This is a genomic window from Veillonella parvula, from assembly GCF_032577575.1.
Taxonomy (GTDB): domain Bacteria; phylum Bacillota; class Negativicutes; order Veillonellales; family Veillonellaceae; genus Veillonella.
This window is the reverse complement of sequence record NZ_JAWFVO010000002.1, coordinates 166,879-183,344: the sequence shown is the minus strand read 5'-3', so window position 1 is coordinate 183,344 and position 16,466 is coordinate 166,879. Positions and strand designations below refer to the sequence as shown.

Sequence of the window (16,466 nt, the reverse complement as noted above, 5' to 3'; positions counted from 1 at the left end):
TCTATGACATCACAAACATCCTATTGGAATCGATTGATTCAGCCGGGAATCGTTGCCCTTGTTGGGGCAGGCGGTAAAACGACTGTGCTTTCAAAACTAGTAGAATATGGACGGCTGAAAGGTCAGCCCATCGTAGTTACGACTACGACTCGACTTTATGAGTCTCAGGTGGCTCATTATGAACCGATTTATACTCGTAATATTAATGAAGCTGATGAGTATTGTACTGACCGACTTTTACGTGGCTATTGTGGTGCGTGGTTCGCTGGAATTACAGGAACAAAAGTAGACTCTTTAGATTGTGATCTCATCGATGGTTTATCCAAGTTACATCCCAATTGGCAAATTGTTGTAGAAGCAGATGGGGCGAAGGAAAAATGGCTCAAGGCACCTAAGATGACCGAACCTGTCATTCCATCTCTTACAAAGACTACGATTGGCCTCGTGAATCTACAAATGCTAGGGGCCCCGTTAGATGATGAGCACGTACATAATATCGAGCTTGTTCAAGATATTGTAAAACGCGATATGGGGGCTATTGTAACTCCTCGTATGTTGGCTGATCTTGTTTTGCATAGGCAAGGTTTATTCCAATACAGTAAAGGTAAGAAAATATTATTCTGTACTGGTTATGAAACAGTGCAACATCGCATTATCGATGATTTTATTGATCATATTGTTGATAGTGATATTACGGCTATCATTTTGGCTGATGGATATAAAGCAAGTTGTGAAATCCGTCGCATTATTCAATGTCGGTAGGTACTCATGACTATTATGAAAGCAAATTGTAACACCGCTTTTAGTCCCATGAGAGACCCCATAGACCGTCATCCTTTGCATATTGGCATTGTCCTCCTTGTGGGAGGACAATCCAAGCGTATGGGATGTAATAAGCAACTCTTGCCCTGGCGTGGTAAGACTGTTCTAGATGCGGTCTGTGGGGCTCTTCAAGGTGGATGGGGTGGACAGGTGGCTTCTACTGTATCGTGTAGGCTACCTTTTGTGGCGGTTACTGGTGATGATCATGAGAAATTAGAACCAATTGTCACAAACTATGGTTTTGAAGCCATTCGAAATGACCATCCTGAACTAGGGCAAGGCGTATCCATAGCGATGGGAGTACGTCATTTGATGAATACGTCATCCATACCGCTAGACGGTATTCTCTGTTCAGTAGGAGATCAACCACTTCTGACGAGTGCTGTTGTACACGAGGTCATTCGTGCGTTTAATGAAAACTTTCATCCGAAAACTATCGTCGTTCCACATTATGGGGCAAATTATCACTCGGGAAATCCCGTTCTCTTTGGTTCTCATTGGTTTGATTATTTACAACAGATTCAAGGGGATCAAGGGGGGAAGACCATTATTCATGGTGATGGTAAAGCCCATGTCGTGAAATTATGGATTAGTGATGATATTGGCGACGATATCGATACACCCGATGATTTTGAGCGTTTGAAACATCGTGAAAGTGAGGCATTATGAAACCATTGGTACTCATGCGTGGAGGCGGAGACATTGCTTCCGGCGCTGTATATAGATTGAGACGGGCGGGCTATCCCGTTGTAATTAGTGAAATAGCGATTCCTACCATGATTCGCCGCGAAGTATGTTACGGTAATGCGGTTCATCGTGGAGAAATGATTTTGGAACGTTTTGTTGCTCGTCATGTGTCTCTTAGTGAAGTGAAGGATACATTGGCACAGGAAATCATCCCCGTTGTCACTAGCTCATATGAGGAATTATTGGACACTTTAAAACCAGAGATTGTAGTCGATGCTATTTTGAGTAAAAAGAATCTTGGTACAAAACGGGATGATGCAGATCTCGTTATCGGTGTGGGCCCTGGATTTATTGCTGGAGAAGATGTAGATGTAGTCATTGAAACGATGCGTGGTCATTCATTAGGTCGCTGTATCTATGATGGACCAGCTCAACCTAATACGGGTATCCCTGGAAATGTAGGTGGCTACACTCATGAGCGTGTTATTCATTCTCCAAAGGCTGGACTATTTACAGCAAAACGTCATATTGGAGATTCTGTACAAGCTAATGAAGTAATTGGTTATGTTGATGAAGAACCAGTAAGAGCGAAAATTACAGGTATTCTACGAGGCATTTTAAAAAGTGGGCTCATCGTATCAGATCATTTTAAGTTGGCTGATGTGGATGCTCGTTGTGAAGAGTCTCATTGCTATAGTATTTCAGATAAATCCCTTGCTGTCGGTGGAGGTGTATTAGAGGCTGTTACCGCTTGGGATTATGAAAGGAATCTAGATGGAAACAATTTATGATGTGATGAAAGATCGTCTACAGGTTGCTGAAACTACTGTGATGGTTACTGTTCTATCCGGTCCTCGTCAAGGGGATAAGACTATTTATGCTGAAGATGGAAGGGTTCTATACGGAACTCCTATTGAAGGGTTTACTGTAGATAAAGCAAAGCTAAATTCTCTATGCATGGTAGGCGAAATGGAGTGTTTCGTACAACCTGTAGAAAATGATCCGTCAGTTCTCGTATTAGGCGCAGGTCATGTTAGCCGAGCGATTACAGATTTGCTGTTGTTTATTGGATGTCGTGTTACAGTCGTAGATGATCGTCCAGAATATGTAGTTCCTGAATTCTTTGATGAACGTGTCATACGTAAATGCTTACCTTTAGAAAACTTCAAGAACGATTTACCTCTTGATGAATATACTGGTTTTATCATTGTGACACGTGCTCATGAGTACGATAATATATGCTTAGAACAATTACGAGGGTACTTGCCTACCTATATGGGCGTTATGGGCAGCCAAAAACGCATCCATCACGCTTTTGAAGTGTTGCGTGAGCAGGGATGGACTCAAGATGAGTTAGATATGGTATATGCGCCTATTGGTCTAGATTTAGGAGCTCAAACGCCTGAGGAAATTGCATTATCTATCGTTAGTGAATATTTGGCAGTGGTGCGTGGTAAAAAAGGCGGCTCATTGCGGAAAGGTAGAGTGATCCATGAATCGTGAGTTTATTGAATACCTTAGTGAACGTAAAAACGAAACCTTAGCAGTAGCCACTATTTTATATACCTGTGGATCCACACCTCGTAAAGCTGGTACATCTATGGTTGTATTTCCTGATGGATCTATTTTTGGTACTATCGGCGGCGGCCGTGCGGAAAATGAAATCCGCCTAAGTGCGGTGGACTCTTTGAATAAAAAAGAAGCTCACCGTCGTATCGATGTTCATCTCGATGATGACGTAGCTGTTAAAGAAGGCATGGTTTGTGGGGGCCAAATGGATGTTTGGATTGAAACACAAAACATCTAATAAAAATCTCATTCAGCGTTTGTTTATAAATTTACAGTACTCTCAAAATGAGTTAAAATATAAGGTACAGTCAAAGAATTGATTGTACCTTATTATTTTGTATAAGGAGCTATTTTTATGCATATTGACGCACTTATACATACCTTTAGGCTTCTTGATATCGTTGATATCATAATCGTTGCTATTGGTATTTACTATTTATATAAATTGCTTAAAGATACACGGGCCGTTTCTCTTTTAAAAGGTCTCGTTATGTTGGCAATTTTAAATTTATTGAGTCATCTGTTAAATCTATACGTTATCAACTGGATTTTGCAACAAAGTATGACCGTTCTTCTTTTTGCGTTACCCGTTGTATTCCAACCTGAATTGCGTCGTGCTCTAGAACAATTGGGGCGTGGCCGAATTTTCAGCAAGGCACAAAATGTAAACGAAGAAGAAATGGATATGGCCATTAATGAAGTGATGGCTGCGGCTCGCGTTATGTCTCGCGAACATACGGGGGCACTTATCGTTTTTGAACGTGAAGTAGGTCTCAATGACTTTGTAGATACTGGTATTCTTATCGATGCTGTATTGAGTCGCGAGTTGATTAAAAATATCTTTGTTCCTAGTACACCGCTTCATGATGGGGCCTTGATTATTCGTGATGGGCGAATCCGTGCAGCGGGCTGCTTGTTGCCGTTGACTGAGGACCGCACATTGAGTACTGAACTAGGTACACGTCACCGTGCAGCTATTGGCTTATCTGAGCAAACAGACGCTGTCGTAGTCGTTGTCAGTGAGGAAACAGGGACCATCTCTTATACATATGGGGGTCATATTTATCGCCATTTACCAGAGGATCAAATTAAAGAGGCATTGCGCACCTTTATGGAACGCCCTCGTCAAACCATTACTAGTATGTGGAAATGGAGGGCAAATAAATGATGATTCATTTGAAACGCAATTGGCCTGCTAAATTATTATCCTTGCTAGCGGCTATCGTCATGTGGTTCTTTATTATGCGCGATCAGAACCCTGTGATGGAAGTAACCTATACAATACCTGTTCAGGTTCAAAATCTCAATTCTGGCTATATCATAGAAGATGCACCAGATGTGGTCCGTGTTGTTCTGGCTGGTCCACGTGATACCATTATGTCTATGAAATCAGATAATTTACGGGCTTATATTGATGCATCTGGTGTAAAACCAGGTCAAAATAATGTAACTATTAATTTTACGCCTCCGGCAGGGATGAATCTTGTGGAGGTTAAACCAGATAACATCATCATCAATGTTGATGAATATGCAGAGAAAACGATTCCTGTTGAAATAGTTCCAATCGGCAAGTTCTCTGATGATATTGCTTTGAAATCGGTAACGATTGTGCCGAAAGAGGTAACTATTTCTGGTCGTAAGCAACAAGTTAATGCAGTGAGCAAGGTTGTGATGAAAGTCAATGTGGCTGGTCAAACGAAGAACTTTAGCGCTGTTAGTACTTTAGAAGCTTGGGATACGGCAGGTAATGTACTGGATGTACATATTAATCCAAACCAAGGCCAAGCACAATACGAACTCAACTTATTACGTAAAGAAAAGGCGGTTCCTATTACTGTTCCGACTGTTGGTACAGTAGCAGAAGGTTATGAAGTTAAATCCACGTCTGCTACACCAACGCAATTAACAGTTACAGGTCGTGAAGAAATGATTAATTCCGTTACAGAAATACAAACGGAACCTATCGATGTATCGGGTGCTACTGAAACTGTACAGGGTAACTATAATTTAGTATTACCGAATGGGGTTAATAGCAATACCACAACGGTACGGGTGAAAGTAGAAATACAAAAGAAAGTACTTAATGGATGATAAGTTTTTTGTGAGGCTTTGAAATCTTGCAACAAAGACCCTAATAGAGTGAATATTTCTCTATTAGGGCCTTTTTATGATTTATATATTAGCTTTTATAGGAGTGTTGTATAATAAAGATGTATGACTATTTTTTTACTGGTCAAGTGGTAAAGAATTTTGGTCAAAGATTAAAGAAGTAGGCTCACCTAAAAGGGAGGCTTTAATAGGAAAGATATGATTAGAATAATAAATCTCCGCGTGGCTGTTACGGTTAAGTCGGATATCAAAAGTATTGTAGAAAAGAAATATCCCCCGTTGCGTGGCGCTATCGAAACGATTCATGTTGTTCGACGAGCCGTAGATGCCCGTAAGAAGCCAAACATTGTTTTTGTATATACCCTATTCATTGAGGTTCATAATGAAGCTCAAGTCATGAGAAAGCTTGGTAAAGAAAAGGATGTATCTGTATTTGCTGCAGAAGATCCAGAACCTATCGTTTTGGGGGCTGTACCATTAGCACATCGTCCTGTAGTTATGGGCTTTGGCCCTGCGGGGATGCTGGCAGCCTTTTACTTAGCTCGTGAAGGCTATCGCCCAATCGTACTTGAACGCGGTCAAGATGTAGATACACGTAGTCATGATGTAGAGACATTTTGGAAAAAGGGCATATTTAAGCCTGAGTCCAACGTACAGTTTGGGGAAGGCGGCGCAGGAACTTTTTCCGATGGTAAGTTAACAACTCGCATTACCCATCCGCGGTTACATGAAATATCTAAATACTTTGTAGAGTTTGGCGCGCCTGAAGAAATCTTATATAAACATAAACCTCATGTAGGTACTGATAAATTGCGTACCATGGTAAAAGCTATGCGTGAGCGCATCATCGAATGGGGCGGTGAAGTTCGCTTTGGTTCTAAGGTAACGGATTTATTTATTGAAAATGACCGTATCGTAGGCGTTGAAGTTAATGGTAGTGAGCGTATTGATACGACTGTTGTTTTGTCTGGTGTAGGCCATAGTGCACGTGACACATATGAAATGCTTTATAAACGCAATGTGGAAATGACGGCAAAACCATTTGCTATCGGTGTTCGTATTGAGCATGATCAGGCTGTAATTGATGAGTCTCAATATGGTGTAGATCCATCTAGTTTGGGCCTTGGTGCAGCGGAATATTCTCTCGTATACCACGATAAAGAATCAGGTCGTACTGCATATAGCTTCTGTATGTGCCCAGGAGGTCAAGTAGTAGCATCTGCCTCTGAAGATGGTGGCGTTGTCGTAAATGGCATGAGTTTATACGCTCGGGATAGCGGTGTTGCTAATAGTGCTATCGTAGTCAACGTAGGTCCAGATGACTTTGGTACTCATCCATTAGATGGCGTCGCATTTCAACGAGAATGGGAACGCAAGGCCTATGAGTTGGGCGGTTCTAACTTCCATGCGCCTGCACAAACTGTAGGACAGTTTTTAGGACTTTCACAAGCACCTAGTGTACAAAATAGTATATATAGTTACGAGCCAGGTGTTGTAAATTGCGATTTACATGATTGCTTGCCATTATTCGTTACATCCGTATTAGAGCGTGCCTTGCCATACTGGGGGCGTCGCATCCGAGGGTTTGATGATCCTGCGGTGTGTATGACAGGCGTTGAAACACGTACCTCTGCGCCGCTCCGTATGGGACGCAATGAAGAACGCATTTCTCCTACTGTAGGAGGTTTCTATCCTATGGGTGAGGGGGCTGGCTATGCAGGGGGAATTATGAGTGCTGCCCTTGATGGCGCGGAAACGGCCATTTTATGTATGGCAAAATACGCAAAACCTAATTAGTGGGAATTATACTGATGAATTGAATTACAGTATAGATTCATACTATTTATGTAATATAGATGTGACTTTATAGTAGGTATGCTTTCTATATTATGATATAATACACAACAGTAATTATTGAAAAGATACACACGGTAGATATATAGACTTGTGAAACTTTCACAAATCCTTAGAGGAGGATAATTATGGCTCGTTTATTTGGTACAGATGGTGTACGTGGTGTTGTTAATGAGTTTTTAACGCCGGAATTAGCCTATCATTTAGGTCGTGCGGCAGGAACGCATTTTGGTAAGAAAAAGGATCACCCTACGTTCTTGATTGGTCGCGATACGCGAATTTCTGGTTCTATGCTTGAAAGTGCATTAGCGGCGGGCATTTGCTCTGTTGGTGGTAATGTAGTAATTGCAGGCGTTATCCCAACTCCAGCAGTAGCGTACCTTGTACGTCAACAAGGTTTTGATGCAGGTGCTGTTATTTCTGCATCTCACAATCCATATCCAGATAATGGCATTAAATTCTTTGATGGTAATGGCTATAAATTACCTGATGAAGTGGAAGATGAATTGGAAAAATATGTTCGTCAAAGTGCAGATAATGAATTGGTACGTCCTACTGGTGATGGTATTGGTAAAATTGAGTTCAATAGTAACTTGGCTCATTTATATGCTCATTTTGTACGTCACACAATCGATACGTCCCTTGAAGGTTTGACTATCGTTTATGATGGTGCTAATGGCGCAGCGTCCAGTGTAGGTCCGGAAATTTTGTCTGGACTAGGGGCTAAAGTCATCAATATTAATGTGAATCCAGATGGGTTGAATATCAATCATCATTGTGGTTCCACACACATTGAAGGCTTACAAGTAGCCGTACAACAACATAATGCAGACCTTGGTATTGCTAATGATGGCGATGCTGACCGCTGTTTATTGGTTGATGAAAAAGGTCAAGTCCTCGATGGTGATCAAATCATGTTGCTATGTGCACTTAAGTTGAAAGAAGAAGGCAAACTTAAAGGGGATACCATAGTTGGTACCGTTATGAGTAATATTGGATTCCATAAAGCAGCAGAAGAACTTGGTATGAAAACAGTTTCCACTGCTGTTGGTGATCGATATGTATTGGAATACATGCGTGAACATAATCTTTCCGTTGGTGGTGAACAATCTGGTCACGTAATCTTTTTAGATCACAACACCACTGGTGACGGCATGTTAACAGCTGTTCAAGTGGCGGCTCTTATGAAGGAGAAAAAGCAACCTCTTTCTGAATTGGCTGGCATTATGACAAAATACCCACAAGTTCTTGTAAATGTTCGTGTAGCTACAAAAACTGGCTGGGAAGACAATGACCTCATCAAAGCTGCTATCGTAACAGCTGAAGGAGAACTTGGTGACGAAGGTCGCGTTTTAGTACGTGCATCAGGGACCGAACCACTTATTCGCGTCATGGCTGAAGGTCCTAACCAAGAAGAACTACAATCCCTATGCCAAGAAATTGCTGATATTATCGGTAGAGAACAAGGGTTAGCTGAATAACTCTTGATGAGTAGTTTGATACCATTCCGTTTGGTTCCATTCTACAACTTTTATATTAAAGGTATACCCTCCTATATATGTCCCTTTGCTCCGTCCTACGTAAAGTCGCTGCAGGAACATATATAGGAGGGTATTTATTTTATATTTATTTAGGATGATTACCGAATGGAACCGTCACTATTGCACGGTCATTTCTACTCATAAGAGTTATTTCGGGTATGGAGAGGCCGATAGCAGAGATGATGTAATTCATCTCTTAGATAGTTAAGAGATGGGATGGTGCTTTGCAAATACGTACATAGGGCATGATTTATGTTATTATAGCTATATAGTTTAATTGTATTGGTTTAATAGTTAAGGTGTAATATGAAAAATATAAATCAAGGGGAGGCTGAGATTCTCCTTAATGAGTGCCCGAATAGTGTTGATTCTGCTTGTGAGCTTGCAGATGCTGAGTCACAAGCATGGAGAGAGAAAAATTCACAGCTTATCTTGGAGGAGTTCTTAGCAAAATATAGCGATGAATTAAATGATGTTGAAAAAGCTAAAGTTTATACTAATTTGGCATTTTATTATAATGATGAGGGCAATATAAAAGAATATGAGTATCTATCTGCAGCGGTAAAGCTAAACTCTCCATATATAGAGACCTACCGAGGGGTGGCTTTATATCATTTTACATCTTATGCAGAAAAGGGCTCAGTAGAGGAATTGGAGAGAAGCTTACTGACTTATGAAAAGGGACGAAGCATATTAGATAATTATGAAATGAACTTTGGCTATGCGGTATGTTTATTTGAACTCAAAGAATATGAAAAAGCAAAGACCATTTTTGTGCAGTTACTTGAAAACTGTCCAAATAGAATGCGATTACTTCTTTGTATAGCTTATTGTGATGTGTATTTAGGAAATAAAATCCAATCCCTTGATTATTTGAAGAAAATTAAGATTGGTGGAGATCCTGCATATCAGCGAGATGATGAAATTTGGGAGTTTGATATCTTTAATGCCTATTATGTATTAGATGAGTACAAATTATTCTTAGAAGAATGTGAAAAGGCTAAAAGCTCTTGTGACCTAAATTACGGCCCTTATTATTTTGGCCTTTGGACTATGAACCAATATGACCAATACCATCTAGAAGTGGACAAGCAACGAACAGAAATATTGGCATGCATTGAAGATGCAAAAATGGACGAAGACTTTGATAGTGAAGAAGAAAAGCAGGAATATATCAAAAGTTGGGAAGATGATTTAGAAAATCTAAATTTGTTGGAACATAAAATTAAAGATGAAAACTTTAAACCTACAGTTGAACTAAAACTATGGCCAATATATGGTTGCTATTTAATAGACTGTTTAACTCATAATTTTTAATCTGCTTATTGGTAGATTTATATAAAGATGATTTATATATTTAAACTGATATAGAAGTAAGTTTAACAAATTAAAAGCACTACTTTGAATTGCAATTATTCAGAGTAGTGCTTTTGATATTATTTATCAGCCACAACAAGTTTATATCCATTCAATTGAATGTTACTGCCGGTTGTGTCTTCGTTGCTCAAGGATTTTACATAGCTGTCGCCTGTGAGTATCCAATTGGAGTCTTTGCTGAGTTTCACTGTTACTTCTTTAGCCGTATTGTCTGTGTTTACAGCACCTACAAGGCTAGATCCATTTGTCATGTCAAGAGCGATGGTACTGATTGAATCGGCCATAATATTACCGCTTAGTTCTTGATTAGATGTGCGGAGTGTGAGGTGACCGCCGTTCTCACCAGTTTTTCCCCAACGGGAGTCAGCAGCTGCTTTCACTAGGGTAGATGTGTTCGGCATAGAGATTGCATTGTTAGAAAAGTCTACTTCAGCAGTGGTGTTGTTTACATAGAGGAACGCACCTGTAGCGTGAGTTGTGAGTGTGTTATTCTCTGCTTTCAGACGAGCAATACCGCTTTCAGCATCACCAGAGAAGCTTTGATATAGCATAAAACCATTGTCTTTGTAGCCAGTTACATTGGAGTTTGTAAGGGTTATGGAGTTTTTACCTTCTACGACGCCAATTTCACTGTTATTCGCTATGCCGTTGACATTGTTTACCATAATATTACCCGTGGAGTAGATAACAGGACTGCCTTCGCCAGATGTGGTGAGTTTTGCTGCTTCTGCGGTGATAGTGCCTTCTCCGCGATCTGTAGCAAGTGTAGCGGAGTGAGCCCCTTCAGTGGTGATAGTTAGATTTTTGCCATTTACAGTACCTTTGTAAGTAGCATCTAAACCACGAGAGGAATCGCTTTTTGTGTGAATATTAGTATTTTCTACGTTGATAACCGAGTTTTCACCAGTGGCAAAGACTGCATTAGAACCTTTAGAGTTAGATGTAATATTGCTACCCTTGATGTTGATTTGACTGCCGTCAATGCTGAGGACTACTGCATTTTGACCACGAAAATTGCTGTTATCATCGCTTGTAGTGTTACCAGTTTTATCAAATACGCTATTTTCGATGTTTACGACTGCTTTATTTTTACCGATAAAAGCATTCTGATCGGCTGTTGTGTTTGTCATCGACTCATGAGCAATAGATTTGTTTTCTGTAACGATAGTTGTGCCTTTGAAAGTATTAGGATCTACTTCGGCTTGTGGTTCCATACCATTAGGAGCACCGTTTGGAGGTGTGCTTCCTTGTGCGGAGGGTACTGTTTTAGTTTGTTCTGTTGAGGTTACAACTGCTACGTTAGTACTAGTTTGAGTCTCTACGGCTAAGGTTGGGATAACCGCTAATGTCGACAGAGCTGCACCAAGGACTGCAGGTAATACCCAACGACGCAATTTTCTATATGACAAACTATTCTTTTTAATTTTATGTTGCTTCTTTATAGTTGTTTTATTCATGATTATCATCTCCCAAATTATATACATACATTTTGAAAATACAACAAAATCTAATTGTGTAAAATTTAGAATGATAGAAGTATAATTTCTTACAATGAAAAGGACGTGAAGCATAGAATCAATCTTTTTTATTCCTTTTGAATTATCTGTGGTGGTTTACTTTTTATCGATTTTTTTAGTATAATATACGTCAGTACATATTTTATTTTGTACTGATTCTGCCGTATATCATAGAAAGGAATTCCAAATTCGTAAAGGCGAATAGCGCAAGTACCCGCGAAGGCAGTCGTTAGGGTAGACGAGGTGAAGAGTGATCGAGTCATCAGCGGATGCTCTTCCGGCATATTCATGTCGTAACAGGTATTAAAAAGCCCATCGGTAACGATGGGGACAAAGTATATCTGAATGAATTGTATTGAACTAATATTTAATTCATTAAATAGAATATTAATCTAGAACATTAATTAGTTAGCCTTAGTTTTTGCTGGGGCTAGAAATACCCCCAGTTATAGGAGGATATACGTATGTGCGGTATCGTAGGATACATTGGCTTTAATCAAGCATCTGATTTCTTGTTGGACGGTATGGCAAAGTTAGAATACCGTGGTTATGACTCTGCAGGTATTGCTGTTATCGGCCCTGAAAATGTAATTAAAATTCAAAAGAAGGTTGGCCGTCTTGCTAATCTTGAGGCAGTTGTGAAAGCAGATCCTAATGAAGGAACTGTAGGCATTGGTCATACACGTTGGGCTACACATGGTCGTCCATCCGATATGAACGCCCACCCTCATGCATCTGAAGATGGTAAATTTGCTGTTGTACACAACGGCATTATTGAAAACTACATGCCTTTGAAAGAAGAGCTCCTTGCAAAAGGGTACCATTTCAAATCTGAAACTGATACAGAAGTTGTAGCTCATTTGTTAGAGGATATGTACGATGGCGATTTCGTGGGCACCGTACGTCGCATGCTAGCTCGTGTTGATGGTGCGTATGCTCTTGAAATCATCTGCTCCGATGAGCCAGATAAAATCATCTGTACTAAAAAAGAAAACCCATTGGTTATCGGCCTTGGCAAAGGTGAAAACTTTGTAGCATCCGATATTCCAGCTATCATTAACTACACACGTGATACATACATCTTGAGCGATGGTGAATTAGCTATCGTAACTCGTGATAATGTATCCGTATTCGACCGTGAAGCTAACCCTGTTGATAAAGAGGTATTCCATGTAAATTGGAACGCTGAAGCAGCAGAAAAAGGCGGTTATGAGCATTTCATGTTGAAAGAGATTCATGATCAACCTAAAGCTGTTCGCGATACATTCGGTACACATATCGCTGAAGATGGTAAAACAGCAATCTTCGATGAGCTAAATTGGACTGCTGAAGATGTAGAAGCTTTCAATAAAATTCTCATCGTTGCATGCGGTACTGCATACCATGCAGGGCTTGTAACAAAACAATATATTGAAAACTTGGCGCGTATTCCGGTTGATGTGGAAATAGCATCTGAATACCGTTACAGCAACCCATTGACTGATGATAAAACATTATGTATCGTTATCAGTCAATCTGGTGAAACATCCGATACATTGGCGGCTTTGAAAGAAGCTAAACGCCTTGGTGCCAAATCATTGGCCATTACCAATGTTGTTGGTTCCAGTATTTCTCGTGAAGCAGATAACAAAGTTTACACATGGGCTGGCCCTGAAATTTCTGTAGCGTCCACAAAAGCGTACACTACTCAATTAGTAGCGGGCTTATTGTTCGCTGTATACCTTGGTCAATTGAATGGCAAGTTGAATCCAGCCTTAGCCGAAGAAATTCTTAGCGGCGTTAAAAACTTACCATCCTTGATTCATGAAATCTTTGAAGTAGACGAAGATATGAAAGCCTTTGCTAAACATTATGGCTTCAAATCTGATGCATTCTTCTTGGGCCGTGCTATCGACTATGCAGTAGCGATGGAAGGTGCTTTGAAGTTGAAAGAAATTTCTTACATCCACGCTGAAGCATATGCTGGTGGCGAATTGAAACATGGTACATTGGCTCTTATCGAAGAGGGCGTACCTGTTATCGCATTGGCTACACAAGAGGATGTTTACGATAAGATGATCAGTAATATCCGAGAGGTAAAAGCTCGTGAAGCTATTGTAATCGGTATTGGAATGAAAGGTGACGAAGAATTATCTAAACATGTAGACCACACAATTTATGTGCCTCGTGCGAATAAATTTATCGCTCCAATCTTAGCAGTTGTACCATTGCAACTATTGGCGTATTATGCAGCAATTACACGCGGTGCAGACGTAGATAAGCCACGTAATTTGGCTAAATCTGTAACCGTAGAATAATATATAACCAACAGTGCTTTGGCACTGTTGGTTTATTTCAATATAGGGAGACTATTATGGCAGTTATATTTTCCGGCATCCAACCAAGTGGGGAGTTAACACTTGGTAACTATTTGGGGGCTTTACGTAATTTCTTAGACTATCAAGATACTGATGAATGTTACTATTGTATCGTTAACCAACATGCGATTACGGTACCGCAAGATCCAAAAGAATTATTTCAAAACACTCGTAATTTGGCTGCATTGTACCTTGCGGTTGGACTTGATCCTAAAAAGGTAACATTGTTTGTTCAATCCGAAGTACCTGAGCATGTTAAGCTCGGTTGGGTTATGCAATCTATTAGCTATGTTGGCGAATTAGAGCGTATGACTCAGTACAAGGATAAGTCTCAAAAGCAAGGGGATTCTATTCCAACTGCATTGCTTACGTATCCACCGTTGATGGCGGCAGATATTTTGCTATATGGTACGAATTATGTTCCTGTAGGGGAAGACCAAAAGCAACATCTCGAGTTGACTCGTAATTTAGCAGAGCGTTTTAACCGTAGATTCGGTGAAACTTTCGTAGTACCTGATATCAAGGTCGGCGAAGGTGGTGCTCGCGTTATGAGCTTGCAAGAACCAACTAAGAAAATGAGTAAATCTGATGATAACCAAAATGCTACAATCCGTCTTTTGGATGCACCAGATTTAATCGTGAAAAAGTTGAAACGAGCTCAAACTGATTCTGATAATGCGGTTCGCTACGATAAAGAAAATAAACCTGGCATCTCTAACTTGATGGGAATTTACCGTGCTATTACAAAAGACAGCTACGAAGCTATCGAAGAAATGTACGCGGGTAAAGGTTACGGTGTATTTAAATCCGACATTGCTGATCTATTAGTAGCAACCCTTGAACCAATTCAACAACGTTACAATGAATTGATTACAAGCCCTGAACTGGATGTAATTCTTGATGAAGGGGCTGCTAAGGCGCATGCTAAAGCAAGTGTAATGTACCGAAAGGTAGAACAAGCTATGGGCTTGTGTCGTAAATAAAATCATATAGTAGACTTTCAATTTGTGAGGTAAACCATGACGAAACAAGAGGCGATGGAACGCTTTTCATCAGGTGCCGTACAACAGAGCTTAGAAATACATCGCGGTATACAGTGGACCGGTCGCATCATCGGTCTAGTTGCGTGTGCGTTGATTGTAAAATATATGCCCTCAGACTGGGCGGAACGTGTATGGTATTATCTGTTGTTGCTCGTGATATTATGGACCCTTCATAGATTAGGTGAAAGTCAAGCTTTTATCTGTGAAAAGGGCCTCGTGTTAAAACGTAGGCCCTTTTCTGTGAAAGAATACTTTCACAGTTTATTCTATGGGGATGAATATTTTGTCTTTGTTGATTATGAGCATATTATTGGATTCACTGAGGAATGGCGTGAGTTGCAAGCGATGAATGGTCATGGTGGGATCTATGTGATACCACTTGATCTGCATCAGGTGGCGTACAAGGATAAAATGGCGATGATTGAGGCCATTCATAAACATACGCAGTCATAACGTATATAAGTACGTAGCGTCATACAATATAGTCATACAGAAATATAAATATAGGACTACAGAAACATAAAGCAAATGAATCTAGAATCATAAACTATATATGTGGAGAGTCTGTAAAATAAAAAATGTAAAATTCATCGAATTAACTATTTACAACTTTAATGAACTAAAGTATAATACAATCATTAAGTACGGAATCTAAATCTGTATTGAACATATTATTAAGTAGTAAATAGGCGATAATTGCCGTGGAGGATAGTTATGAATTGGAAAAAGATGATGGCCGTTGGCCTTGCAACCGTGTCTATGATGGCATTTGTAACAGGTTGTGGTGGTGACGCTAAAAAAGCTAATACAGAATTGCCTAAGAAAGTTGTTATCGGTTTAGATGATAGTTTCCCTCCAATGGGCTTTAAAGATGAAAAAGGTGAAATCGTTGGCTTTGATATCGACATGGCTAAAGAAGCAGCTAAACGTGCTGGCATGGATGTAGAGTTCAAAGCTATCGACTGGTCTAGTAAAGAAGCGGAATTAAAATCAAAAAAAATTGATGCGTTGTGGAATGGCTTAACAGTTTCTCCTGAGCGGGAGAAAAATATTTTGTTCTCCAATACATATATGAAGGATAAACAATATGTCATTGTTCGTAATGACGATGATTCCATTAAAGGTAAAGCCGATTTAGCTGGTAAGGTAGTAGGCGTGCAACAAGCTAGTACTGGTGAAGCAGCATTGCAAAACGACCCAAGCGGTAAGACGGTTAAAGAGACAAAATCTTATGCGGATTTTGTAAGTGCCTTCATGGATCTTGGTATTGGTCGTGTTGATGCGGTTATTGCTGATGGTGTAATCGCTCGTTATCTCATGACAAAAGAACCTGGTAAATACAAAATCGTAGAAGGTACTGACTACGGTGTTGATAATTTCGCTGTTGGCTTCCGCAAAGATGATACTGCTTTGCGTGACAAAATTAATGGTATCTTAGCTGAAATGAAAAAAGACGGTACTGCTGATAAAATCGCTGAAAAATGGTTAGGCTCAGGCGCAGACTTAGATAAGAGCGATGCTAAATAGTACAATTCGTGATATACTAATAGTACTATGGTCAGTAGGTACAACTGATAATTAAAGAACGAA

Annotated in this window: 15 protein-coding genes; 14 read left to right on the top strand and 1 reads right to left on the bottom strand. The window is 40.0% G+C overall.

The features are described 5' to 3' along the window. Positions 1–3: 3 nt before the first annotated feature. The 10 genes from yqeC to E7K77_RS04750 all read left to right on the top strand — a co-directional run bounded on the left by yqeC (position 4) and on the right by E7K77_RS04750 (position 9,899). The gene (yqeC, locus tag E7K77_RS04795; RefSeq protein WP_008715366.1) at positions 4–762 is read left to right on the top strand and encodes a selenium cofactor biosynthesis protein YqeC; all 759 of its coding nucleotides are present in this window, start codon (positions 4–6) and stop codon (positions 760–762) included. Positions 763–768: 6 nt separating this feature from the next. Next, on the top strand, positions 769–1,491 hold the full coding sequence (locus E7K77_RS04790) for a nucleotidyltransferase family protein (RefSeq protein ID WP_278456671.1): 723 nt from the start codon (positions 769–771) through the stop codon (positions 1,489–1,491). Then, entirely contained in the window at positions 1,488–2,300 is an 813-nt protein-coding gene (gene yqeB, locus E7K77_RS04785) for a selenium-dependent molybdenum cofactor biosynthesis protein YqeB (RefSeq protein ID WP_008602932.1), read from the top strand. The genes E7K77_RS04790 and yqeB overlap by 4 nt, the downstream gene beginning before the upstream one ends. Continuing rightward, complete coding sequence (locus E7K77_RS04780; RefSeq protein WP_325306341.1) at positions 2,284–3,012, top strand: XdhC family protein; 729 nt, start codon at positions 2,284–2,286, stop codon at positions 3,010–3,012. Before yqeB ends, E7K77_RS04780 begins: the two co-directional genes overlap by 17 nt. Next, positions 3,002–3,316: an XdhC family protein gene (locus tag E7K77_RS04775; protein ID WP_004693881.1), complete on the top strand. Its 315-nt coding sequence runs from the start codon at positions 3,002–3,004 to the stop codon at positions 3,314–3,316. The genes E7K77_RS04780 and E7K77_RS04775 overlap by 11 nt, the downstream gene beginning before the upstream one ends. A gap of 117 nt (positions 3,317–3,433) precedes the next feature. After that, positions 3,434–4,246, top strand: coding sequence for a diadenylate cyclase CdaA (cdaA, locus tag E7K77_RS04770; RefSeq protein WP_004697909.1), 813 nt, complete (start codon positions 3,434–3,436; stop codon positions 4,244–4,246). After that, positions 4,243–5,169 carry a CdaR family protein gene (locus E7K77_RS04765; RefSeq protein WP_325306339.1) on the top strand — a complete coding sequence of 309 codons (927 nt, stop codon included), beginning with the start codon at positions 4,243–4,245 and terminating at the stop codon, positions 5,167–5,169. Before cdaA ends, E7K77_RS04765 begins: the two co-directional genes overlap by 4 nt. A 216-nt stretch (positions 5,170–5,385) precedes the next feature. Then, on the top strand, positions 5,386–6,984 hold the full coding sequence (locus E7K77_RS04760) for an NAD(P)/FAD-dependent oxidoreductase (protein ID WP_325306338.1): 1,599 nt from the start codon (positions 5,386–5,388) through the stop codon (positions 6,982–6,984). Between the two features lie 185 nt (positions 6,985–7,169). Next, complete coding sequence (gene glmM / locus E7K77_RS04755) at positions 7,170–8,522, top strand: phosphoglucosamine mutase (RefSeq protein WP_325306337.1); 1,353 nt, start codon at positions 7,170–7,172, stop codon at positions 8,520–8,522. A 366-nt stretch (positions 8,523–8,888) separates the two neighbouring features. Continuing rightward, positions 8,889–9,899: a hypothetical protein gene (locus E7K77_RS04750; protein WP_325306335.1), complete on the top strand. Its 1,011-nt coding sequence runs from the start codon at positions 8,889–8,891 to the stop codon at positions 9,897–9,899. Between the two features lie 119 nt (positions 9,900–10,018). Here E7K77_RS04750 and E7K77_RS04745 read toward each other — a convergent pair whose 3' ends face one another. After that, positions 10,019–11,416: a hypothetical protein gene (locus tag E7K77_RS04745; protein ID WP_325306334.1), complete on the bottom strand. Its 1,398-nt coding sequence runs from the start codon at positions 11,414–11,416 to the stop codon at positions 10,019–10,021. 524 nt (positions 11,417–11,940) lie between these two features. Here E7K77_RS04745 and glmS point away from each other — a divergent pair. The 4 genes from glmS (at position 11,941) to E7K77_RS04725 (ending at position 16,403) form a co-directional block, all read left to right on the top strand. Further along, complete coding sequence (gene glmS, locus E7K77_RS04740; protein WP_325306332.1) at positions 11,941–13,773, top strand: glutamine--fructose-6-phosphate transaminase (isomerizing); 1,833 nt, start codon at positions 11,941–11,943, stop codon at positions 13,771–13,773. A gap of 56 nt (positions 13,774–13,829) precedes the next feature. After that, a complete protein-coding gene (trpS, locus tag E7K77_RS04735; RefSeq protein WP_227065540.1) occupies positions 13,830–14,816 on the top strand; it encodes a tryptophan--tRNA ligase in 987 nt (328 codons plus the stop codon). A 36-nt stretch (positions 14,817–14,852) separates the two neighbouring features. Continuing rightward, positions 14,853–15,329, top strand: a complete 477-nt coding sequence (locus E7K77_RS04730) for a hypothetical protein (protein WP_008602920.1) — start codon at positions 14,853–14,855, stop codon at positions 15,327–15,329. Positions 15,330–15,590: 261 nt separating this feature from the next. Further along, positions 15,591–16,403 (top strand): amino acid ABC transporter substrate-binding protein, encoded by an 813-nt coding sequence (locus E7K77_RS04725; RefSeq protein ID WP_227065538.1) that lies wholly within the window; start codon positions 15,591–15,593, stop codon positions 16,401–16,403. Positions 16,404–16,466 lie beyond the last annotated feature (63 nt).

Bases quoted from the DNA above. Each gene is read 5' to 3' on its own strand.
- cdaA (WP_004697909.1), top strand. From the start codon at position 3,434: ATGCATATTGACGCACTTATACATACCTTTAGGCTTCTTGATATCGTT.
- trpS (WP_227065540.1), top strand. From the start codon at position 13,830: ATGGCAGTTATATTTTCCGGCATCCAACCAAGTGGGGAGTTAACACTT.
- E7K77_RS04765 (WP_325306339.1), top strand. From the start codon at position 4,243: ATGATGATTCATTTGAAACGCAATTGGCCTGCTAAATTATTATCCTTG.
- E7K77_RS04775 (WP_004693881.1), top strand. From the start codon at position 3,002: ATGAATCGTGAGTTTATTGAATACCTTAGTGAACGTAAAAACGAAACC.
- E7K77_RS04760 (WP_325306338.1), top strand. From the start codon at position 5,386: ATGATTAGAATAATAAATCTCCGCGTGGCTGTTACGGTTAAGTCGGAT.
- yqeC (WP_008715366.1), top strand. From the start codon at position 4: ATGACATCACAAACATCCTATTGGAATCGATTGATTCAGCCGGGAATC.
- E7K77_RS04790 (WP_278456671.1), top strand. From the start codon at position 769: ATGACTATTATGAAAGCAAATTGTAACACCGCTTTTAGTCCCATGAGA.
- E7K77_RS04780 (WP_325306341.1), top strand. From the start codon at position 2,284: ATGGAAACAATTTATGATGTGATGAAAGATCGTCTACAGGTTGCTGAA.
- glmM (WP_325306337.1), top strand. From the start codon at position 7,170: ATGGCTCGTTTATTTGGTACAGATGGTGTACGTGGTGTTGTTAATGAG.
- glmS (WP_325306332.1), top strand. From the start codon at position 11,941: ATGTGCGGTATCGTAGGATACATTGGCTTTAATCAAGCATCTGATTTC.
- E7K77_RS04750 (WP_325306335.1), top strand. From the start codon at position 8,889: ATGAAAAATATAAATCAAGGGGAGGCTGAGATTCTCCTTAATGAGTGC.
- E7K77_RS04745 (WP_325306334.1), bottom strand. From the start codon at position 11,416: ATGAATAAAACAACTATAAAGAAGCAACATAAAATTAAAAAGAATAGT.
- E7K77_RS04725 (WP_227065538.1), top strand. From the start codon at position 15,591: ATGAATTGGAAAAAGATGATGGCCGTTGGCCTTGCAACCGTGTCTATG.
- yqeB (WP_008602932.1), top strand. From the start codon at position 1,488: ATGAAACCATTGGTACTCATGCGTGGAGGCGGAGACATTGCTTCCGGC.
- E7K77_RS04730 (WP_008602920.1), top strand. From the start codon at position 14,853: ATGACGAAACAAGAGGCGATGGAACGCTTTTCATCAGGTGCCGTACAA.